General features: G+C 61.6%; 21 protein-coding genes and 2 tRNA genes. 20 read left to right on the forward strand and 3 right to left on the reverse strand.

All coding sequences use genetic code 11. The features are described from left to right. Positions 1-97 precede the first annotated feature (97 nt). Complete coding sequence (locus tag PCQ86_RS05315) at positions 98-2362, forward strand: RelA/SpoT family protein (RefSeq protein ID WP_270175025.1); 2265 nt, start codon at positions 98-100, stop codon at positions 2360-2362. 13 nt (positions 2363-2375) lie between these two features. Here the strand turns inward: PCQ86_RS05315 and greB are convergent, their stop codons facing one another. The 3 genes from greB to PCQ86_RS05330 all read right to left on the reverse strand — a co-directional run bounded on the left by greB (position 2376) and on the right by PCQ86_RS05330 (position 3511). Next, positions 2376-2936, reverse strand: a complete 561-nt coding sequence (greB, locus tag PCQ86_RS05320) for a transcription elongation factor GreB (RefSeq protein ID WP_047350017.1) — start codon at positions 2934-2936, stop codon at positions 2376-2378. 78 nt (positions 2937-3014) lie between these two features. Beyond that, positions 3015-3091: transfer RNA gene (locus PCQ86_RS05325), tRNA-Arg, on the reverse strand. Between the two features lie 147 nt (positions 3092-3238). After that, positions 3239-3511 (reverse strand): hypothetical protein, encoded by a 273-nt coding sequence (locus PCQ86_RS05330; RefSeq protein ID WP_047350018.1) that lies wholly within the window; start codon positions 3509-3511, stop codon positions 3239-3241. A 249-nt stretch (positions 3512-3760) separates the two neighbouring features. On the opposite strand from PCQ86_RS05330, the gene rpsO reads away from it, so the two are divergent. The 19 genes from rpsO (at position 3761) to PCQ86_RS05425 (ending at position 21895) form a co-directional block, all read left to right on the forward strand. Further along, positions 3761-4027 (forward strand): 30S ribosomal protein S15, encoded by a 267-nt coding sequence (rpsO, locus tag PCQ86_RS05335; RefSeq protein WP_011804393.1) that lies wholly within the window; start codon positions 3761-3763, stop codon positions 4025-4027. Positions 4028-4242: 215 nt separating this feature from the next. Then, complete coding sequence (gene pnp / locus PCQ86_RS05340; protein WP_103737351.1) at positions 4243-6426, forward strand: polyribonucleotide nucleotidyltransferase; 2184 nt, start codon at positions 4243-4245, stop codon at positions 6424-6426. Between the two features lie 99 nt (positions 6427-6525). Continuing rightward, entirely contained in the window at positions 6526-7530 is a 1005-nt protein-coding gene (locus tag PCQ86_RS05345; RefSeq protein ID WP_015912607.1) for an NAD(P)H-quinone oxidoreductase, read from the forward strand. Continuing rightward, entirely contained in the window at positions 7527-8279 is a 753-nt protein-coding gene (tpiA, locus tag PCQ86_RS05350) for a triose-phosphate isomerase (protein ID WP_011804396.1), read from the forward strand. The genes PCQ86_RS05345 and tpiA overlap by 4 nt, the downstream gene beginning before the upstream one ends. Positions 8280-8317: 38 nt before the next feature. Further along, complete coding sequence (secG, locus tag PCQ86_RS05355) at positions 8318-8698, forward strand: preprotein translocase subunit SecG (RefSeq protein ID WP_015912609.1); 381 nt, start codon at positions 8318-8320, stop codon at positions 8696-8698. Positions 8699-8826: 128 nt separating this feature from the next. Beyond that, positions 8827-8911: transfer RNA gene (locus PCQ86_RS05360), tRNA-Leu, on the forward strand. A 76-nt stretch (positions 8912-8987) separates the two neighbouring features. Further along, positions 8988-9347: an NADH-quinone oxidoreductase subunit A gene (locus PCQ86_RS05365; RefSeq protein ID WP_011804398.1), complete on the forward strand. Its 360-nt coding sequence runs from the start codon at positions 8988-8990 to the stop codon at positions 9345-9347. A 24-nt stretch (positions 9348-9371) separates the two neighbouring features. Further along, positions 9372-9851: a NuoB/complex I 20 kDa subunit family protein gene (locus tag PCQ86_RS05370; RefSeq protein WP_011804399.1), complete on the forward strand. Its 480-nt coding sequence runs from the start codon at positions 9372-9374 to the stop codon at positions 9849-9851. Between the two features lie 10 nt (positions 9852-9861). Further along, positions 9862-10470 (forward strand): NADH-quinone oxidoreductase subunit C, encoded by a 609-nt coding sequence (locus PCQ86_RS05375; protein WP_103737349.1) that lies wholly within the window; start codon positions 9862-9864, stop codon positions 10468-10470. Positions 10471-10496: 26 nt separating this feature from the next. After that, complete coding sequence (locus PCQ86_RS05380; RefSeq protein ID WP_011804401.1) at positions 10497-11750, forward strand: NADH-quinone oxidoreductase subunit D; 1254 nt, start codon at positions 10497-10499, stop codon at positions 11748-11750. Next, a complete protein-coding gene (nuoE, locus tag PCQ86_RS05385; RefSeq protein ID WP_011804402.1) occupies positions 11747-12238 on the forward strand; it encodes an NADH-quinone oxidoreductase subunit NuoE in 492 nt (163 codons plus the stop codon). Before PCQ86_RS05380 ends, nuoE begins: the two co-directional genes overlap by 4 nt. Further along, positions 12235-13596 carry an NADH-quinone oxidoreductase subunit NuoF gene (nuoF, locus tag PCQ86_RS05390; RefSeq protein WP_015912612.1) on the forward strand — a complete coding sequence of 454 codons (1362 nt, stop codon included), beginning with the start codon at positions 12235-12237 and terminating at the stop codon, positions 13594-13596. Before nuoE ends, nuoF begins: the two co-directional genes overlap by 4 nt. Before the next feature lie 15 nt (positions 13597-13611). Beyond that, positions 13612-15744 carry an NADH-quinone oxidoreductase subunit NuoG gene (gene nuoG / locus PCQ86_RS05395; protein WP_270175026.1) on the forward strand — a complete coding sequence of 711 codons (2133 nt, stop codon included), beginning with the start codon at positions 13612-13614 and terminating at the stop codon, positions 15742-15744. Beyond that, the gene (gene nuoH / locus PCQ86_RS05400) at positions 15741-16817 is read left to right on the forward strand and encodes an NADH-quinone oxidoreductase subunit NuoH (RefSeq protein ID WP_088887486.1); all 1077 of its coding nucleotides are present in this window, start codon (positions 15741-15743) and stop codon (positions 16815-16817) included. The genes nuoG and nuoH overlap by 4 nt, the downstream gene beginning before the upstream one ends. 12 nt (positions 16818-16829) lie before the next feature. After that, on the forward strand, positions 16830-17342 hold the full coding sequence (gene nuoI, locus PCQ86_RS05405; protein WP_270175027.1) for an NADH-quinone oxidoreductase subunit NuoI: 513 nt from the start codon (positions 16830-16832) through the stop codon (positions 17340-17342). 44 nt (positions 17343-17386) lie between these two features. Then, positions 17387-18052 carry an NADH-quinone oxidoreductase subunit J gene (locus tag PCQ86_RS05410; RefSeq protein ID WP_015912616.1) on the forward strand — a complete coding sequence of 222 codons (666 nt, stop codon included), beginning with the start codon at positions 17387-17389 and terminating at the stop codon, positions 18050-18052. Beyond that, positions 18049-18357, forward strand: a complete 309-nt coding sequence (nuoK, locus tag PCQ86_RS05415) for an NADH-quinone oxidoreductase subunit NuoK (RefSeq protein ID WP_015912617.1) — start codon at positions 18049-18051, stop codon at positions 18355-18357. Before PCQ86_RS05410 ends, nuoK begins: the two co-directional genes overlap by 4 nt. Positions 18358-18390: 33 nt before the next feature. Next, on the forward strand, positions 18391-20406 hold the full coding sequence (gene nuoL, locus PCQ86_RS05420; RefSeq protein ID WP_270175028.1) for an NADH-quinone oxidoreductase subunit L: 2016 nt from the start codon (positions 18391-18393) through the stop codon (positions 20404-20406). 13 nt (positions 20407-20419) lie between these two features. Continuing rightward, the gene (locus tag PCQ86_RS05425) at positions 20420-21895 is read left to right on the forward strand and encodes an NADH-quinone oxidoreductase subunit M (RefSeq protein ID WP_270175029.1); all 1476 of its coding nucleotides are present in this window, start codon (positions 20420-20422) and stop codon (positions 21893-21895) included. Positions 21896-21902 lie beyond the last annotated feature (7 nt).

The raw sequence follows: 21902 nt of genomic DNA on the forward strand, positions 1-21902 counted from the left end.
TCGTCGGCCTCCGGTGATCCCGGTAAAAGAGCACCGCGTGGCGGTGCTTTTTTTTGCCTGCGCTTGCCGCTCGGGCGGGGCGCGCTACATTTAAGCCATGAACGTCGTGTTGAACAAGGCAGCTGTTGACAATCCGCAGGCCGCCCCTGTGGCGGTTGACAGTTCTTCTGCTGCGGCCGCCAACGCCGCGGCGGCGAGCTTTGCTGCGCTGCTGGAAAAACTCGACTACCTTGACGAAGCTAGCGTCGAGCAGGTGCGCCAGGCGTACCGTTACGCCGATGAAGCGCACTTGGGGCAGTTGCGCAGCAGTGGCGAGCCCTACATCACGCACCCGATTGCCGTGGCGGCGCTGTGCGCGAGCTGGAAGCTGGATGTCCAGGCCCTCATGGCAGCCTTGCTGCACGACGCCATGGAAGATTGCGGCATCACCAAGTCCGATCTCATCGACCGGTTTGGTGCGCCTGTTGCGGAACTGGTGGATGGTCTCACCAAACTCGATAAGCTGCAGTTCAATACCCGTGAGGAGAATCAGGCCGAGTCGTTTCGCAAGATGCTGCTGGCCATGGCGCGCGACGTGCGCGTCATCCTCATCAAGCTGGCGGACCGCACGCACAATATGCGCACGCTCTCCGACATGCCGCGCAGCAAGTGGGGCCGCATTTCGTCGGAGACGCTGGAGATCTATGCGCCCATCGCGCATCGATTGGGGCTGAACCAGACCTACCGCGAACTGCAGGACCTCGCCTTTCGCCACCTGCATCCATGGCGCTATGCCACGCTGTCCAAAGCGGTCACGAAGTCGCGCAACCGACGCCGCGACATCGTGCAGAAGGTGCAGACGGAAGTGGATGCCGCATTTGCGCGGTTGGGCATGCACGTGCGGCTGGCGGGACGTGAGAAGACACTCTTTGCGATCTACCAGAAGATGATCACCAAGCACCTGAGCTTTGCGCAGGTGACGGATCTCTATGGCTTCCGTGTCATCGTGCATTCGGTGACGGACTGCTATACCGCCTTGGGTGTGTTGCACCAGATGTACAAACCGGTGCCCGGCAAGTTCAAGGACCATATCGCCATTGGCAAGCTCAATGGCTATCAGTCGCTGCATACGACGCTGGTGGGACCTGCTGGCCTGAATATCGAGTTTCAGGTTCGCACCGAGGAAATGCACATCGTGGCGGAAGCGGGTGTGGCGGCGCACTGGCTCTACAAGGCGAAAGATGCGGATGGCGCGGTGGCAGAACGCCTGGGCACCAAATGGCTGCAGTCCTTGCTCGACATCCAGAATGAAACGCGCGACGCGGCCGAATTCTGGGACCACGTCAAGGTGGACCTGTTCCCAGATGCCGTCTATGTCTTCACGCCCAAGAGCCAGATCATGGCCTTGCCCCGCGGAGCCACTGCGGTGGACTTTGCCTATGCGATCCACAGCGACGTGGGCGACCGCACCACGGCGGCGCGCATCAACAACGAACAGGTGCCCCTGCGCACCGAACTCAAGAACGGGGATGTGGTGGAAATCGTTACCACCCAGGGCGCCCGGCCCAACCCGGCTTGGCTGGGGTTCGTGCGCACAGGGCGCGCGCGTTCCAAGATTCGCCACTATCTCAAGACGCTGGCGCAGAACGAGTCGGCGGGCCTGGGCGAGAAACTGCTGACCCAGGCGCTGCGCGCCGAGGGCATCGAACAACTGCCTGACGTGCAGACCCAAGCGCCCATTTGGGAAAAACTGCTGCGCTTTACGGGCAATCGCAGCCGCGCGGAACTCATGACCGATGTGGGACTGGGCAAGCGCATTGCCGGCATCGTGGCCAAGCGCCTGGTCGTGTTGCTATCGGAAGATGGCCAGCGGCCTGATGCATTGCTGCTGACCCGCGAGCGCTACAGCTCCCATGAAACAGTCTCGCAAGGGAGTATCACCCTCGACGGCAGCGAGAATGCATCTGTTCAATATGCAGCGTGTTGCCGCCCGGTGCCGGGTGACCCCATCGTGGGATACCTGGGCCGCGGCGAGGGCCTGGTGGTCCATCACGCGCAATGCGGTGTAGCCAAGAAACTGCAGCACAAAGATGGCGAGCGCTTCATTGCCGTCGACTGGTCCGATGAGCCTACCCGCCAATTCGAGACCGGTATCACCGTGACCGTGACCAATGGCAAGGGGGTACTGGCTCGCATCGCATCCGAATTTGCCAACTCAGAGGCAGATATCGTCCGTGTGGACATGGACGATGCGATGGACACCACTGATCTGCGTTTTGTGGCAGCGGTGCGTGATCAACACCACGTAGAGGCCGTGTTGCGCAATCTGCGCCGCACGCATTCCGTATTGCGAGCGTTCCGCGTGCTTCCCCAGCCCGCTTGAGGGCCTGGGTTCGTCACCGAGGCGCCGCGACGGGGTATTCGACACGCAGGATTTCCAGGGTACGTAGGCCGGCGGGAGTCTGCAGGGTCACTTCGTCTCCCTCCCGGGCTTTGAGCAGCGCGCGCGCCACGGGAGAAATCCAGCTGATCTGCTGCAGGCTGTTGTCGGCTTCGTCAATGCCCAGAATCGTCACCGTGCGCTCCATGCCGTCCTCCTCGGCGTAGGTGACCGTGGCGCCGAAGAAGACTTGGTCACTGCCCGCGTGTACCGATGGGTCCACGACATCCGCGATTTCCAGCCGTTTCGTCAGGAAACGGATGCGCCTGTCGATCTCGCGCAGCCTTTTCTTGCCGTACAGGTAGTCGCCGTTCTCCGAACGGTCTCCGTTGCTGGCAGCCCAATGGACAATTTCCACCACCTTGGGGCGCTCATCATCGATAAGGTCCAGCAACTCGCGGCGAAGGCGCGCATATCCCTGGGGTGTGATGTAGTTCTTGCCGGGCCCCACCGGCGCCTGCGGGGGGAGGGACGGTTCGTCGTCGGTATCGGTTTCTTTGGTGAATGCCTTGCTCATATGCTTATCGTGCCTGAAAGGGAGCAAATGCCAAAAACGAAAAAGCCCTGGAACCTTGCAGTTCCAGGGCTTACCGTTTGGTGCGGCTGGCAGGAATCGAACCCACGACCCCTTGGTTCGTAGCCAAGTACTCTATCCAGCTGAGCTACAGCCGCTAAGCTTTGAATTATAGCACGAAGTTTTCAAGCTATTTCAAAAAATCGTCACTGGTTAATTAACTAACTCAGTCGATCAGCGCATTGTGACGATGGCGTGATTGTAGCGGAGTTTTCGCCCGGTTTTGCGAAATCGCTCGATGTTGCTCACTTGCGTGTGTAGCCCAGGCAGGCGCCTGCGTTGGGCATGCCCTTGCACTCCCGGTAGAGGCGCCGGTCGCGCTCTGCCTGGCTTTCGCCGGAATGGTTCTGCGTGTGCTTGATCCGGATGGCTTTGGACCTCTTTGAAGCGCTGGCTGCCTTCTCGGGTGTGGCTGCGGCATGGCTGTGAAGTGACGTAAAGGACAACAAGAGCGCGGTCACGCCGACACCCACTGGCAGGGAAAGAGACCGGCGGACAAACGTATCCATGAAGCGCATAGTGGTCTTTCAGAAAGGGCGTTGCAACGTTTTGCAGTACGGTTTGCATCATGCCCGAAAGCCTGCTGCACAGGGGTTGGGCGGCGGCGAAGAAGTGGGGAAAAGCGCAGCGGTATAATCTCAAGGTTTTGCATGGTGCAAGACGCACGCTGTCGACCCTTCCAGTCGCGGCGCAAGTACAACCAGAGCCATAGGCAGTTGGTGCAGCAATGCGGCTGCCTGCTTGGGCTCTTCTATCAAGGAAAAAACATGATCGCATCATCCGTCAAGGCCGAAGTCGTCAAGGCCAATGCCCGTTCCGCCAACGATACGGGTAGCCCGGAAGTCCAGGTGGCACTGCTCACCGCCCGCATCAACGAGCTGACTCCTCACTTCAAGCAGCATGCCAAGGACCATCATGGCCGCCGTGGTCTGCTGCGCATGGTGAGCCGTCGTCGCAAGCTGCTGGACTACCTCAAGGCCAAGGACGCCGACCGTTACACGGCACTGATCGCCAAGCTGGGCCTGCGCAAGTAAGCGCGCCGGCATGCCGAGACGCCTGGGTTAGCTCTGTCTAGCTCAGGCGTTTTTTACTTCGGAGACGCAACTGCAGAGCGAAGCTGTGTCATTCCAGGGGCCTTGCCTTCCGATGGGCAGGGCAGGGTCGCTGGAATGGCATCGTGTTCTGAATTGCGCTCCAAGCCTTGCTGGTACCGCGTTGCCAGCTATTATTTTGAGAGCAAGGAGTCATTATGAGCATTTTTAACAAGGTCACCAAGTCGTTCCAGTGGGGTGACAAGACCGTTGTCATGGAAACGGGTGAGATCGCCCGGCAGGCCTCAGGCGCCGTGCTGGTGAACATTGACGACACCGTAGTGCTCGCTACCGTGGTGGGGTCCAAGCAGGCCAAGCCTGGCCAGGACTTCTTCCCGCTGACGGTGGACTACATCGAGAAGACCTACGCCGCCGGCAAGATCCCCGGCAGCTTCTTCAAGCGCGAGGCCAAGCCCAGCGAGTTGGAGACGCTGACCAGCCGCCTGATCGATCGCCCGATCCGCCCGCTGTTCCCCGAGGGCTTCTACAACGAGGTGCATGTGGTCATCCACACCATCTCGCTGAACCCCGAAGTGGACGCTGACATCGCCGCCATGATCGCCGTGAGCGCAGCGCTGTCCGTTTCCGGTATTCCGTTCAATGGCCCCATCGGCGCCGCACGCGTGGGCTACGTCAATGGCGAATACGTGCTGAACCCCGGGCAGACCGCGCGCAAGAGCTCGCAGCTGGACCTGGTGGTGGCGGGCACCGAGGCCGCTGTGCTGATGGTGGAGTCCGAAGCGCAGCAGCTGTCCGAAGAGATCATGCTGGGCGCCGTGGTGTTCGGCCACGAGCAGGGCAAGGTGGCGATCAACGCCATCCATGAGCTGGTGCGCGACGCTGGCAAGCCCGTGTGGGACTGGCAGCCGCCTGCCAAGGACGAGACTTTCATCGCCAAGGTCACGGCCCTGGCAGAGGACAAGCTGCGCGCGGCTTACCAGATCCGCAGCAAGCAGGCCCGCACCCAGGCCTTGCGCGAGGCATCGGCCTCGGTGCTGGAATCGCTGAAGGGCGAGGGCGTGGAGTTCGACGCCGTGAAGGTCGAGGCCCTGCTGTTCGACATCGAAGCCAAGATCGTGCGCAGCCAGATCCTGGCCGGCGAGCCCCGCATCGACGGCCGCGACACGCGCACCGTGCGCCCCATCGAGATCCGCAACTCCGTGCTGCCGCGCACCCACGGCTCCGCCCTGTTCACGCGTGGCGAGACCCAGGCGCTGGTGGTGTCCACGCTGGGCACCGAGCGCGATGCGCAGCGCATCGACGCACTGGCCGGCGAGTTCGAAGACCGTTTCATCTTCCACTACAACATGCCTCCCTTCGCCACGGGTGAAGTGGGCCGCATGGGCTCGACCAAGCGCCGCGAAATCGGCCACGGCCGCCTGGCCAAGCGCGCCCTGGTGGCTTGCCTGCCGAGCAAGGACGAGTTCCCCTACACCATCCGCGTGGTGTCGGAGATCACCGAATCCAACGGCTCCTCGTCCATGGCATCGGTCTGCGGCGGCTGCCTGTCGCTGATGGATGCCGGCGTGCCCATGAAAGCGCACGTGGCCGGCATCGCCATGGGCCTGATCAAGGAAGACAACCGCTTCGCCGTGCTGACCGACATCCTGGGCGATGAGGACCACCTGGGCGACATGGACTTCAAGGTGGCTGGTACGACCAACGGCATCACCGCCCTGCAGATGGACATCAAGATCCAGGGCATCACCAAGGAAATCATGCAGGTCGCCCTGGCGCAGGCCAAGGAAGCACGTATGCACATCCTGGGCAAGATGCAGGAAGCCATGGGTGAAGCCAAGACCGAGATCTCGTCCTTCGCGCCCAAGCTCTACACGATGAAGATCAACCCCGAGAAGATCCGCGACGTGATCGGCAAGGGCGGCGCCACGATCCGTGCCCTGACGGACGAGACCGGGTGCCAGATCAATATCGAGGAAGACGGCACCATCACCATCGCAGCCACCGAGGCTGCCAAGGCTGATGAAGCCAAGCGCCGCATCGAAGAGATCACGGCCGAGGTTGAAGTGGGCAAGGTCTACGAAGGCCCGATCACCAAGATCCTGGACTTCGGCGCGTTGATCAACCTGCTGCCCGGCAAGGACGGCCTGCTGCACATCAGCCAGATCGCCCACGAGCGTGTGGAAAAGGTGGGCGACTACCTGCAGGAAGGTCAGATCGTGAAGGTCAAGGTGCTGGAGACCGACGACAAGGGCCGCGTCAAGCTGTCCATGAAGGCGCTGGCTGACCGCCCCGCTGGCGACAGCGGCCGTCCCGCCCCTGCGGAGCGGGGCGAGCGTCGTGAGCGCCGTGATGGCGGTGCTTCCGAGCAACAGCAGCAGTAAGCCGGGGGTGTTCCTTCGGGAACGCCTGTTTGCTATTGAAATGAGAGCTGCTAACGCCCGGTGGACGGGTGCTAGCGGCTCAAATGATTCAAAACTGCCATGAATGACGTGATGCAGGCCGTAGAGATTGCGGCGTTTGGCCCGCCTGAGGGGCTGCGTCTCGCCGAGCGCCCGGTGCCGCAGCCGGGAGACGGCGAGTTGTTGATCCGCGTGGCGGCCAGCGGGGTGAACCGCCCCGACGTGCTGCAGCGCAAGGGCAACTACGCGCCGCCCGCGGGCGTCTCCGATCTGCCCGGGCTGGAAGTGGCGGGCGTTGTCGAGTCCGGCGATGCCGCCGCCATGGCGCAGGCGGGCCTTCGCGTGGGCGACCGGGTGTGCGCTTTGGTTGCGGGCGGCGGTTATGCGCAGTGGTGCGTCGCGCCTGTTGCGCAATGCCTGCCGGTGCCGCAGGGCTTGAGCGACGTGGAGGCGGCCTCGCTGCCGGAAACCTTCTTTACCGTCTGGAGCAATGTGTTCGACCGCGGCCGCCTGCAGGCGGGAGAGGTCCTGCTGGTGCAGGGCGGCAGTAGCGGCATTGGCGTTACGGCTATTCAGTTGGCGCGTGCACGCGGCGCCACGGTCATCGTCACGGCGGGTTCGGACGAAAAGTGCGCAGCCTGCCTGGCGCTGGGTGCGCACCACGCGATCAACTACAAGACGCAGGATTTCGTGGCCGAGGCGCGGCGCCTTACCGATGGGCGCGGCGTGGACGTAGTGCTGGACATGGTGGCCGGCTCCTACGTGGCGCGCGAGGTTGAGTGCCTAGCCGAGGACGGCCGCGTGGTCATCATCGCGGTGCAGGGCGGGCTGGATGCGCAGTTCAATGCGGGGCTGGTGCTGCGCAGGCGGCTGACCATCACGGGCTCCACGCTGAGGCCGCGTCCCGTGGCGTTCAAGGGCGCCATTGCGCAGGCATTGCGTGAGCATGTCTGGCCGCTGCTGGCGTCGGGCGCGGTGAAGCCGGTCATCCACAGCACCTTCCCGGCCGCGCAGGCCGCGCAGGCGCACGCGCTGATGGAATCCAACCAGCACGTGGGCAAGATTGTTTTGACATGGACGACATGACACAGAAAAAGAAACTCATTGCCGGCAACTGGAAGATGAACGGCAGCCTGCAGGCGAATGCGGCGCTGCTGCAGGCGTTGCGTGATGGCTTGGGCGCGCCCGGTTGCGGCGTGGCGGTGGCCGTGCCAGCGCCCTACCTGGCGCAGGTGCAGGCCTTGGTCGCGGGCAGCGAAATCGCTCTGGCCGCCCAGGATGTGTCGCAGCATGAAAGGGGCGCGTTCACCGGCGAGGTCTCCGTGGGAATGTTGCGCGACTTTGATGCACGCTACGCGCTTGTGGGGCACTCCGAGCGTCGCCAATACCATGGCGAAACCGATGCCGTGGTCGCGGCCAAGGCCCAGCGGGCGCTCTCGGGCGGCGTCACGCCGATCGTATGCGTGGGGGAAACCCTGGCGGAGCGCGAGGCGGGCCAGACCGAGACCGTCGTCAAGCGCCAACTGGCGGCTGTGATCCATGCCGTGGGGCACTGCGTGAGCGAGATCGTGGTGGCCTACGAGCCTGTCTGGGCCATCGGCACCGGCCGCACGGCAACACCAGAGCAGGCGCAGCAGGTGCATGCGGTGCTGCGCGCTCAGCTCGCCGCCGCGACCGAAAGCGCGGATCGCGTGCTCATCCTGTATGGCGGCAGCTTGAATGCTGCCAACGCAGCCGAACTGCTGGCGCAGCCGGATATCGATGGGGGCCTGGTGGGCGGTGCGTCGCTCAAGGCCGCGGATTTCTTGAAAATTATCGCTGCAGCGCATAGCTGACAAGCGCTGCTAGCTATTAAATTAGGAGTGATGGGATTATGGGACTGGTTGTGAACGTGATTCTGGCGGTGCAGATGCTGACCGCCCTCGGGATGATTGGGTTGATCCTGATCCAGCACGGTAAGGGTGCGGACATGGGGGCAGCCTTCGGTAGTGGCAGTTCCGGCAGCTTGTTTGGGGCCAGCGGCAGCGCCAACTTCCTTTCGCGCACCACGGCGGTCCTGGCGACGGTGTTCTTCGTGGCAACCCTGGCATTGGCATACTTTGGCAACCAGCGTCCGGTGAGCACTGGTAGTGTTCTGGAGACGCCCGCAGCAGCTGTCCCCGCCTCGACGGCACCTGCGGTCGATGCCTCTGCGGCAGCTCCAGCGCCGGCGGTGGAGCCTGCCTCGGGCGCCGCTCAGATCCCGACCAAGTGAACGTTTGAGGCGTCGCAAAAAAACGCCTCATCCGTTTGTGACAGGGTTTTTCCGGGGTAGAATCCCGGATTGTCTGGAAAGCCAAAACCGTTATTTCCGGTCCTCATGCCATCCAGATGCATACAGCAGCCGTCGTGGTGAAATTGGTAGACACGCTATCTTGAGGGGGTAGTGGCGAAAGCTGTGCGAGTTCGAGTCTCGCCGACGGCACCAATCACAAGAAGCCGCCTCCCTGGTCCCCGTTGCGGGACATGCGAGGCGGTTTTTCAGCGGTGAGCACATCTGCCAGATGAACCTCGATCAATACCTCCCTGTCCTATTGTTCATTCTGGTCGGCATCGGTGTCGGTGTGGTGCCGCTTCTTCTGGGCTATGTGCTTGGCCCCAATCGCCCGGATCCGGCGAAAAACTCCCCCTATGAGTGCGGCTTCGAGGCATTTGAAGACGCGCGTATGAAGTTCGACGTGCGCTACTACCTGGTGGCCATCCTCTTCATCCTGTTCGACCTGGAAATTGCCTTCCTCTTCCCTTGGGCGGTGACTCTGCAAGAGGTGGGGGTGACGGGCTTTGTCGCTGTGCTGGTTTTCCTGGCCATCCTCGTGGTGGGCTTTGCCTACGAATGGAAAAAAGGCGCCCTCAACTGGGAATGAGCCGCCGCTCAAAGGAATGACGCAATGATTGAAGGTGTGATGAAGGAAGGCTTCATCACCACGAGTTATGACTCCGTGGTGAACTGGGCCAAGACCGGATCCCTTTGGCCCATGACCTTCGGACTGGCCTGCTGCGCTGTCGAGATGATGCATGCTGCCGCCGCACGTTATGACCTGGGGCGTTTTGGCGCGGAAGTGTTCCGGGCGAGCCCGCGACAGTCGGACCTGATGATCGTGGCCGGCACGCTGTGCAACAAGATGGCGCCCGCTCTGCGCAAGGTGTACGACCAAATGGCCGAGCCGCGCTGGGTCATCTCCATGGGCTCTTGTGCCAACGGCGGGGGCTACTACCACTACAGCTATTCGGTGGTGCGTGGCTGTGATCGCATCGTCCCTGTGGATGTGTACGTTCCGGGTTGTCCTCCGACGGCCGAGGCGCTGATCTACGGGATCATCCAGCTGCAGCAGAAGATCCGCCGCACCCACACCATTGCGCGCGCCTGAAGGGACGAAGATGACTGCTATTGCCATTCACCCCGAGAGCCTGCGGGACGTGGTTGCCTCCGCTCTGGGTGACCGCGTGCGCCAGATCTCGGTGGCGCTGGATGAGGTGACCGTGGTGGTGTCCGCTGCGCGCTATCTCGAAGCCATGCAAATCCTGCGCGATGCGCCCGATTGCAAGTTCGAGCAATTGATTGATCTGTGCGGCGTCGACTATTCTGCCTATGGCGCCACGGGCTCGGAAGGACCGCGCTACGCCGTGGTTTCCCATTTGCTCTCCGTTTCCCTCAACCAGCGGTTGCGCGTGAAGGTGTTCTGCTCCGACGACGACTTCCCCATCGTCGCCTCGGTTACCGACATCTGGAACTCGGCCAACTGGTTTGAGCGCGAGGCATTCGATCTGTTCGGCATCGTGTTTGATGGGCACAACGATCTGCGCCGCATCCTGACCGATTACGGATTCATCGGCCACCCGTTCCGCAAGGACTTCCCCTTGTCCGGCTATGTCGAGATGCGCTATGACGCCGACCAGCGTCGCGTGATCTATGAGCCCGTGACCATCGAGCCGCGCGAAGTGACGCCGCGCGTCATCCGCGAAGACAAGTACGGAGGCCTGCACTGAGGCGGCATGCCGCTTGGTGATCGACCATGGCTGAAATCAAGAACTACTCCCTGAACTTCGGACCGCAGCACCCGGCAGCACACGGCGTGCTGCGCTTGGTGCTGGAACTGGATGGCGAGGTCGTACAACGTGCCGACCCGCACATCGGGCTGCTGCACCGTGCCACCGAAAAGCTGGCAGAGCACAAGACCTACATCCAGTCCTTGCCCTACATGGACCGTCTCGATTACGTGTCCATGATGTGCAACGAGCAGGCCTACTGCCTGGCCATCGAGAAGATGCTGGGCATCGAGGTGCCGCTGCGCGCGAAGTACATCCGAACGATGTTCGGCGAAATCACGCGCCTGCTGAACCACCTGATGTGGCTGGGTTCGCACGGCAACGACTGCGGCAGCTCCACGATCCTCATCTATACCTTCCGTGAGCGGGAGGACTTGTTCGACATGTACGAGGCCGTTTCTGGCGCTCGCATGCACGCGGCCTACTTCCGTCCGGGGGGCGTGTACCGGGACCTGCCGGACAGCATGGCCCAGTACAAGGTCAGCAAGATCAAGAACGCCAAGGCTATCGAGGAGCTCAACCGTAACCGCCAGGGTTCGCTGCTGGATTTCATCGACGATTTCACGCAGCGCTTCCCCAAGTGCGTAGACGAGTATGAGACCCTGCTGACGGACAACCGGATCTGGAAGCAGCGTACGGTGGGTATCGGCGTGGTGCCGGCTGAGCGCGCGTTGAACCTAGGCATGACCGGTCCGATGCTGCGCGGCTCGGGCATCGCGTGGGACCTGCGCAAGAAGCAGCCCTATGACGCCTATGACCGTGTGGACTTCGATGTGCCGGTCGGGGTGACGGGCGATAGCTATGACCGCTACCTCGTTCGCGTGCAAGAGATGCGCGAGTCCAATCGCATCATCAAGCAGTGCGTCGATTGGCTCAGAGCCAACCCCGGCCCCGTCATCACGGACAACCACAAGATCGCGCCGCCCTCGCGCGAGGCCATGAAGTCCAACATGGAAGAGCTGATCCACCATTTCAAGCTCTTCACGGAAGGCTTCCGCGTGCCGGCCGGCGAGGCTTACGCGGCCGTTGAGCACCCCAAGGGGGAGTTCGGTATTTACATGGTGAGCGACGGTGCGAACAAGCCCTACCGCCTGAAGATCCGCGCACCCGGGTTCGCGCATCTGGCCACACTCGACGAAATGGCGCGGGGCCACATGCTGGCCGACGCCGTGGCCATCATCGGCACCATGGATATCGTGTTCGGAGAGATTGACCGATGATTACCGAAGCGACCAAGCAACGTTTTGCCCGCGAAGTGGCGAAATACCCCGCAGACCAGAAACAGTCGGCGGTGATGGCGTGCCTGTCCATCGTCCAGCAGGAACAGGGCTGGGTCAGCGCCGAGAGCGAGGCCGTGATCGCCGAGTACCTGGGCATGCCCCAGATCGCCGTGCATGAGGTCACCACGTTCTACAACATGTACAACCAGCAGCCGGTGGGCAAGTACAAGCTGGCCGTCTGCACCAATTTGCCATGTCAGCTGCGCCGTGGGCAGGATGCGCTGCACCACCTTGAGAAGAAGCTGGGCATTTCCATGGGCGAAACCACCGCCGATGGCCTTTTCACCTTGCAGCAATGCGAATGCCTGGGGGCCTGCGCCGACGCGCCCGTGATGCTGGTGAATGACCGCAACATGTGCAGTTTCATGGACGACGACAAGCTCGACCAGATGGTGGATGGCCTGCGCGCTGCGGAGGGCAAACAATGACCACGGCTGCACAAGTGCTGTCGCAATTTCAGGCGACGGGCGTACAGACCTGCTTCCATGACCGCCATATCAATCCGCAGATCTATGCGGGCTTGAACGGCAGCAACTGGAGCCTCAAGGATTACGAGGCCCGGGGAGGCTACCAGGCCCTGCGCAAGCTGCTGGGCAAGGATGGTGGTGAAGGCCTGACCCAGGACCAGGTGATCGCCACCATGAAGGAATCCGGTCTGCGCGGCCGTGGTGGTGCGGGCTTCCCGACTGGCCTGAAGTGGAGCTTCATGCCGCGTCAGTTCCCTGGCCAGAAATACTTGGTCTGCAATTCCGACGAGGGGGAGCCGGGCACGTGCAAGGATCGCGACATCCTGATGTACAACCCGCACATCGTGATCGAGGGCATGATCATCGCGGCCTACGCGATGGGCATCTCTGTGGGCTACAACTACATCCACGGCGAGATCTTCCAGGTCTACGAGCGCTTTGAAGCGGCGTTGGAAGAGGCGCGCGCTGCGGGCTATCTGGGTGACAACATCCTGGGCAGCAGCTTCAGCTTTCAGCTGCATGCGCACCATGGCTTTGGGGCGTATATCTGCGGCGAGGAAACGGCGTTGCTGGAATCGCTGGAAGGCAAGAAGGGCCAGCCGCGTTTCAAGCCCCCATTCCCGGCCAGCTTTGGCCTGTACGGTAAACCCACCACGATCAACAACACCGAGACGTTCGCCGCGGTGCCGTGGATCATCCGCAATGGCGGCCAGGCATACCTCGAGTGTGGCAAGCCCAACAACGGCGGCACCAAGATCTTCTCGGTGTCCGGCGACGTAGAGCGTCCAGGCAACTATGAAGTGCCCCTGGGCACGCCATTTGCCAAGCTGCTGGAACTGGCGGGTGGCGTGCGCAAGGGTCGCCAGCTCAAGGCGGTGATTCCGGGCGGTTCTTCCGCTCCTGTGTTGCCGGCGTCCATCATCATGGAATGCACGATGGACTACGACTCCATCGCCAAGGCCGGCTCCATGCTGGGCTCGGGCGCCGTGATCGTGATGGACGATTCCCGCAACATGGTGGAGAGCCTGCTGCGCCTGTCGTATTTCTACGCGCATGAATCCTGCGGTCAGTGCACACCCTGCCGCGAAGGCACGGGCTGGATGTGGCGCGTGATCAATCGTATCCAGCACGAAGCCGGGCGGGAGAGCGATCTGGACCTGCTCAATTCCGTCGCGGACAACATTCAGGGCCGGACCATCTGCGCGCTGGGCGATGCGGCAGCCATGCCGGTGCGCGCCATGCTCAAGCATTTCCGTCCGGAGTTTGAAGCGCTGATCCGAAACGCCCACCCATCGGGTTCCACCCCCGCCAGCGCCTGAACGCGAGTACAGCATATGGTTGAAATCGAACTGGACGGGAAGAAGGTAGAAGTCACCGAAGGCTGCATGGTGATGCATGCGGCCGAGAAGGTGGGTACCTACATTCCCCATTTCTGCTACCACAAGAAGCTTTCCATTGCCGCCAATTGCCGCATGTGCCTGGTGGAGGTGGAGAAGGCCCCCAAACCCCTGCCTGCATGCGCCACGCCTGTGACGCAGGGCATGATCGTGCGCACCAAGAGCGACAAGGCGATCAAGGCCCAGCAGTCGGTGATGGAGTTCCTGCTCATCAATCATCCGCTGGACTGCCCCATCTGCGACCAGGGCGGCGAATGCCAGTTGCAGGATCTGGCCGTAGGTTATGGCGGCGATTCCTCGCGCTATGGCGAGGAAAAGCGCGTGGTGGCGCACAAGGACGTAGGCCCGCTGATCTCCATGGAAGAGATGAGCCGCTGCATCCATTGCACGCGTTGTGTTCGTTTCGGCCAGGAAATCGCCGGCGTGATGGAACTTGGCATGGTGAACCGTGGCGAGCATTCGGAGATCACGACCGTGATCGGCGATACGGTCGACTCGGAACTGTCGGGCAACATGATCGACCTGTGCCCGGTGGGCGCACTGACCAGCAAGCCCTTCCGCTACAGCGCCCGCACGTGGGAACTTTCTCGCCGCAAATCCGTGAGTCCGCACGACTCCACGGGCGCCAATCTCATTGTGCAAGTCAAGAACCACAAGGTCATGCGCGTCGTCCCGTTCGAGAACGAGGATGTCAACGAGTGCTGGATTGCTGACCGCGACCGTTTTTCCTATGAGGCATTGAATTCCCCCGACCGCCTGACACGTCCCATGCTCAAACAGGGTGGGGAGTGGAAGGAAGTCGATTGGCAGACGGCCCTGGAATATGTGGCCAACGGTCTGCGGTGCGTCAAGACTGAGCACGGCGCCCAGAGCATCGGAGCGCTGGTAAGCCCGCACAGCACAGTAGAAGAGTTGTTCCTGGCCGGCGCGCTGGTGCGTGGGTTGGGTAGCGACAACATCGACCACCGTCTGCGCCATGCGGAGTTCGGCAAGGCCGAAGGTGTGCGCTGGCTGGGGACGTCCATCGCATCCCTGAGCACGCTGCAGTCCGTGTTGGTCGTTGGCTCGAATCTGCGCAAGGATCATCCCTTGTTTGCACAGCGAATTCGGCAGGCAGCGCGCCATGGGTGTGTGGTGAGTGCTATTAATTCAGTAGCAAGTGATTGGGCCATTCCGAATGTCCGCACCAAGCTGGCCCCAGCGGCCGGCTGGAGCACGGCGCTGGCGGAAGTCGCAGCCGCCATCGCTGCAGAGAAGGGCGTGGCTGCCCCCGTGCAAGGAGCTGCCACCAGCGAAGAAGCCCGGGCCATTGCTGCTGCATTGCTGACGGGGGAGCGCAAAGCCATTCTGCTGGGCAATGGTGCTGCCCATCATGCCCAAGCGTCAAGCCTGCTGGCGCTGGCGCAGTGGATCGGTGCCCAGACCGGAGCGACGGTGGGTTACCTGACGGAGGCCGCCAATACGGTCGGTGCGCAGTTCGTGGGTGCGCAACCCCAAGAGGGCGGGCTGAACGCTGCACAAATGCTGGATGGCCGCCTGAAGGCAGCCCTGCTGCTGAATGTGGAGCCTGAGCACGACTCCGCCATGGGTGCTGCAGCGGCTCAAGCTTTGGCGCAGACCGACATGGTCGTCACGCTGAGCCCGTTCAAGACCAACCTCGAGTTCAGCGACGTGCTGCTGCCGATCGCTCCGTTCTCCGAGACCTCGGGTAGTTTCGTCAACGCCGAAGGGCGCCTGCAGAGCTTCCATGCCGTGGTCAAACCGGCCGGCGAGGCGCGTCCCGCGTGGAAGGTATTGCGCGTGCTGGGCAATCTGCTCGGGCTGGAAGGCATGGACTACGAGACGTCCCAGGATGTGCTGGTCCGTGCGACCGGCAAGCCCGCAGGTGAGTGCACGCTGCTGCCTGCGGAGCGCCTGAGCAACGCCACATCGGCCGAGCCGAAGCTGGGCGGCGAGTGTGCTGAACCCGTCGTGGCAGCCATCTATCAGCTCGACAGCCTGGTGCGCCGCGCACCGTCGCTGCAACTGACTGCCGACGCGCGCGCGGCACGTGAAGGAGTCGCCGCATGATCGATGCAATCTACAACGGCGGCCTCAATCTGGTTGCGGCCGGATGGTGGACCGGGGTGGCTTGGCCCGTACTCTGGATCCTGATCAAGATCGTCTGCATCGTGGGCCCCCTGATGGGTGCCGTGGCCTACCTGACGCTGTGGGAGCGCAAGCTGCTGGGCTTCATGCAGGTGCGCATGGGTCCCAACCGCGTGGGCCCCTTCGGTTTGCTGCAACCTCTGGCTGACGGTCTGAAATTGCTCTCGAAGGAGTTGATCCAGCCCACGGCCGCGGCCAAGGGCTTGTTCTACCTCGGCCCGGTCATGGCCATCATGCCTGCCCTGGCGGCCTGGGTGGCGATTCCCTTCGGACCCGATGTAGCGCTGGCCAACGTCAATGCGGGTCTGTTGCTGATCATGGCCATCACCTCCATCGAGGTTTACGGCGTGATCATTGCGGGATGGGCGTCCAACTCCAAATACGCCTTTCTGGGCGCGCTGCGTGCGTCTGCACAGATGGTGAGCTACGAAATTGCCATGGGCTTCTGCTTCCTGGTCGTCATCATGGTGTCGGGCAGCATGAACCTGACCGAGATCGTGCTGGGCCAAGGGCAGGGCACGATGGCGGCCATGGGCCTGAACTTCCTGTCGTGGAATTGGCTGCCCCTGTTGCCCATCTTCTTGGTCTACCTGATCTCGGGCGTGGCCGAAGTGAACCGCCACCCGTTTGACGTGGTGGAAGGTGAGGCGGAAATCGTCGCCGGTCACATGGTCGAGTATTCAGGCATGGGTTTCGCCATCTTCTTCCTGGCCGAATACGCCAGCATGTGGCTGGTTTCCATCCTGGCGGTGGTGATGTTCCTGGGCGGCTGGCTGCCGCCGATCGAAGCCCTGGGCTTCGTTCCGGGCTGGATCTGGCTGGGCATCAAGACGTTCCTGGTGGTATCCATGTTCATTTGGATTCGTGCCACGTTCCCGCGCTTCCGCTATGACCAGATCATGCGTCTGGGTTGGAAGATCTTTATTCCGGTCACGCTGGTATGGCTGTTGATCGTGGGCGCCTGGTTGCTGTCGCCCTGGAACATCTGGAAATAAGCGGGGACATCCATGGCTGCTGTTGCTGCTCCTGCATCCTTTTCAATCAAGGATTTCTTCAAGAGCTTCATGCTCTGGGAACTGGCGAAGGGCATGGCCCTGACCGGTCGCTATACCTTCCGTCGCAAGGTCACTGTGCAGTTCCCCGAGGAGAAGACACCGTTGTCGCCGCGGTTTCGCGGCCTGCACGCGCTGCGCCGTTACGACAACGGCGAAGAGCGCTGCATTGCCTGCAAGCTGTGCGAAGCGGTGTGCCCGGCGCTGGCCATCACCATCGAGTCGAACGTGCGTGAGGACGGTTCGCGCCGTACCACCCGTTATGACATCGACCTGACCAAGTGCATTTTTTGTGGCTTTTGCGAAGAGAGCTGCCCGGTGGATTCCATCGTGGAAACGCAGATTTTCGAATACCACGGCGAGAAGCGCGGTGATCTGTACTTCACCAAGGACATGCTGCTGGCCGTGGGCGACCGCTACGAGCCCGAGATCGCAGCCGCCAAGGCGGCGGACGCCAAGTACCGTTGATCGGGTTGCCTCACCGCACCTGACTTTTTGAAAAGACCCGATTCATGGACGCCAAAACCGGTTTCTTCTACTTGTTCTCGGTAGTGCTGCTGTACGCGGCCTTCCGGGTCATAACGGCGCGCAACCCCGTGCATGCCGTGCTGCATCTGATTCTTGCCTTCTCGCAGGCCGCCGGCGTGTGGTTTCTGCTGAAGGCGGAATTCCTCGCCATCACGCTGGTGCTCGTCTACCTGGGCGCCGTGATGGTGCTGTTCCTCTTTGTCGTGATGATGCTGGACATCCGCATCGATACCGTGCGACGCGGTTTCTGGAAGCACTTTCCTTTGGCGGCATTCATCGGTGCCCTGGTGGCATTCGAGATGGCCGCTGTGCTCATGACTGGTTTTCGTGGCATCGAAGAGCCCAAGGCCGTCGAAGTGCTGGTGAATGCTGCGGGGCAGGTGGTGCCTTACTCGAACACCAAAGCCTTGGGCAAACTGCTCTACACAGAGTACCTGTACCCCGTTGAAGTGGCTGCGGTGATCCTGCTGGTGGCCATGATTGCAGCCATCGCCCTGACCTTGCGCCAGCGCAAGGACTCCAAGGCCATTGACCCTTCGGAGCAGGTGCGCGTGCGTGCCCGTGATCGCCTTGTCATGGTCCAGTTGCCCGTCACGCAGCAGGCCGCTGCGCCAGCAGTTCCCGAGTCTGCAGAGGAGAAGAAGCAATGACATTGACTCTGGGTCACTTTCTCTCGCTAGGCGCCATGCTGTTCGCCCTGGCGGTGATTGGCATCTTCCTGAACCGTAAGAACCTCATCGTCCTGCTCATGGCGATCGAGCTGATGCTGCTCGCGGTCAACATCAACTTCGTGGCCTTTTCTCATTACCTGGGCGATATGCACGGTCAGGTATTCGTGTTCTTCATCCTCACGGTGGCGGCTGCTGAGTCCGCCATCGGCCTGGCCATCCTGGTGCTGCTGTTCCGTAACAAGACCAGCATTGATGCGGAAGATCTCAACACCCTCAAGGGTTGATGGGTCGCCCCGGTACTTGCAAGGTTCTCAAGAATGAGTCAAACCCTTTCTGCTTCGACGCTGCTGGCGGTGCCCCTGGCGCCGCTCGTCGGCTCCGTGCTTGCGGGCATCTTTGGCACGGCCTTCGGCGGCAACTGGTTCGGTCGCCGTGCTTCCCATTCACTCACCATCCTGGGGGTGTTGGTCGCCTTCGTGCTCTCGGCGATGACGCTCAAGAGCGTGGCTGTGGATGGCGCCCGTTTCAACGAGACCATCTATACGTGGATGGTGGTGGGCGGTCTGAAGATGGAGGTGGGCTTCCTCATCGACAGCCTCACCGCCATGATGATGTGCGTGGTGACCTTCGTCTCCTTGATGGTGCACATCTACACCATCGGCTACATGGAGGAGGACGAAGGCTATAACCGTTTCTTCGCCTACATCTCGCTGTTCACGTTCTCCATGCTCATGCTTGTCATGAGCAACAACCTCTTGCAACTGTTCTTCGGCTGGGAGGCGGTGGGCTTGGTGTCCTACCTGCTGATCGGCTTCTGGTTCAACAAACAGTCGGCGATCTTCGCCAACATGAAGGCCTTCCTGGTCAACCGCGTCGGCGACTTCGGCTTCATCCTTGGCATTGGCTTGATCGCTGCCTACGCGGGCACCTTCAACTACAGCGAGATCTTCGCCAAGTCGGGCGAACTGGGCGCGATTGGCTTCCCCGGCACCGACTGGATGCTGATCACCGTGATCTGCATCTGCCTGTTCATCGGCGCGATGGGCAAGTCTGCTCAGTTCCCGCTGCACGTGTGGCTGCCCGACTCGATGGAAGGCCCGACACCGATTTCGGCGCTGATTCACGCGGCCACCATGGTGACGGCCGGCATTTTCATGGTGTCGCGCATGTCGCCGCTGTTTGAGTTGTCGGATACCGCGCTGAACTTCATTCTGGTGATCGGCGCGATCACCGCACTGTTCATGGGTTTCTTGGGCATCATCCAGAACGACATCAAGCGGGTGGTGGCGTATTCCACGCTGTCGCAGCTGGGTTACATGACCGTCGCCCTGGGCGCATCGGCCTATTCGGTGGCCGTCTTCCACCTGATGACGCATGCGTTCTTCAAGGCCTTGCTGTTCCTGGGCGCCGGCTCGGTGATCATGGGCATGCACCACAACCAGGACATCCGCTGGATGGGAGGCGTGCGCAAGTACATGCCCATCACTTGGATTACCTCGCTGTTGGGATCTCTGGCCCTGATCGGCACGCCGCTGTTCTCAGGCTTCTATTCCAAGGACAGCATCATCGAGGCGGTGCATGCCAGCACGCTGCCGGCTGCGGGCTTCGCCCATTTCGCCGTACTGGCCGGCGTGTTCGTGACGGCGTTCTACTCCTTCCGTATGTATTTTCTTGTGTTCCACGGCAAGGAACGCTACGACCAAAATCCCGATGCGCACCACGGCGACCACCATGGCCACGATGACCATCATGAGCCGCATGAGTCCCCGTGGGTGGTGACCGTGCCGCTGATTCTGTTGGCCATTCCCTCCGTGCTGATCGGCTTCATGACCATCCAGCCGATGCTGTTTGGCGATTTCTTCAAGGACGTGATCTTCGTGGACGCCGCCAAGCACCCTGCGATGGCGGAACTGGCGGAGATCTTCCACGGTCCGTTGGCCATGGCTCTGCACGGCCTGCAGACGGCACCGTTCTGGCTGGCACTGGCTGGCGTCGCGATGGCGTACTACATGTACATGGTCAACCCGGCGCTGCCCGCGGCCATCAAGCGTATGTTCCAGCCGATCTATACCTTGTTCGAAAACAAGTACTACCTCGACTGGATCAACGAAAACATCATCGCGCGTGGTGCCCGTGGCTTGGGCATTGCTCTGTGGAGGGGCGGCGACCAAGGCGTGATCGACGGGGCCCTCGTGAACGGCTCGTGGAAGCTCGTGGGACGTATCGCAGGCCTGGTGCGCTGGCTCCAGTCGGGCTATATCTACCACTATGCGCTGGTGATGATCCTGGGTGTGTTCGCGCTCATGACTTATTTCGTCTGGCTCAACAAGTAGGAGAAAAAAGAAAATGGGTTTGTTGAGTCTTGCCATCTGGGTGCCCATTGCCTTCGGCACCCTCCTGCTGGCCTTGGGGCGCGATGAGCATGCACGCATGGTCCGCTGGCTGGCGCTCATCGGCGCGCTGCTGGGTTTGGCCGTCACGCTCCCGCTCATGGGCGGCTTCGACAACGGCAGCGCGGCTGCACAGTTTGTCGAAAAGTCCATGTGGATCGAGCGCTTCAACGTCTACTACCACCTGGGTGTGGACGGCATCGCTTTCTGGTTCGTGCCGCTGACGGCGTTCATCACCGTCATCGTCGTGATTGCCTCCTGGGAATCGATCACCGAGCGGGTGAATCAGTACATGGGCGCGTTCCTGATCCTTTCGGGTCTGATGGTCGGCGTCTTCAGCGCCATGGACGGCATGTTGTTCTACGTGTTCTTCGAGGCCACGCTGATCCCGATGTACCTGATCATCGGTATCTGGGGCGGGCCGAACAAGATTTACGCGGCTTTCAAGTTTTTCCTGTACACGCTGCTGGGCTCGCTGCTCACGCTGATTGCGTTCATCTACCTGTACAACCAGTCGGGCGGCAGCTTTGACATCGCTACGTGGCACAAGCTGCCCCTGTCGGCGACCGCGCAGACCCTGCTCTTCTTCGCCTTCTTCGCGGCATTTGCCGTGAAGGTGCCTATGTGGCCGGTGCATACCTGGTTGCCCGATGTGCACGTGGAAGCGCCCACGGGCGGCTCCGCTGTGCTGGCCGCCATCATGCTGAAGCTGGGCGCGTATGGTTTCCTGCGCTTCTCGCTGCCGATCGCACCAGACGCTTCGCGCGAATGGGCGTGGCTGATGATCGCCCTGTCGCTGGTGGCTGTGATCTATGTGGGGCTGGTGGCCATGGTGCAAAAGGACATGAAGAAACTCGTGGCCTACTCGTCGGTTGCGCACATGGGCTTTGTCACGCTGGGCTTCTTCGTCTTCAATGAAATGGGTGTCTCGGGCGGCCTGGTCCAGATGATTGCGCACGGCTTCGTGTCCGGCGCCATGTTCCTGTGCATTGGCGTGCTGTACGACCGCGTGCATTCGCGCGAGATCGCTTCCTATGGCGGCGTGGTCAACACCATGCCCAAGTTCGCGGCCTTTGCGCTGCTGTTCACCATGGCCAATTGCGGGCTGCCGGCTACGGCGGGCTTCGTCGGTGAATGGATGGTCATCATCGCCGCCGTGAAGTTCGACTTTTGGGTCGGTCTTGGTGCGGCGTTGGCGTTGATCCTGGGCGCCAGCTATTCGCTATGGATGTACAAGCGCGTCTACCTGGGCCCCGTCACGAACGACAACGTGCGCGGCCTGACGGATATTGGCGGACGGGAATTCCTTGTGCTGGGGTTGCTCGCGATTGCCGTGCTGTACATGGGCGTCTATCCCAAGCCGTTCACGGACGTGATGGATGTGTCCGTGGCAGAGTTGCTCAAGCATGTGGCGCAATCCAAGCTCAACTGACCAGACT

It is taken from the genome of Diaphorobacter sp. ED-3 (assembly GCF_027625375.1).
Lineage (GTDB): Bacteria > Pseudomonadota > Gammaproteobacteria > Burkholderiales > Burkholderiaceae_C > Diaphorobacter > Diaphorobacter nitroreducens.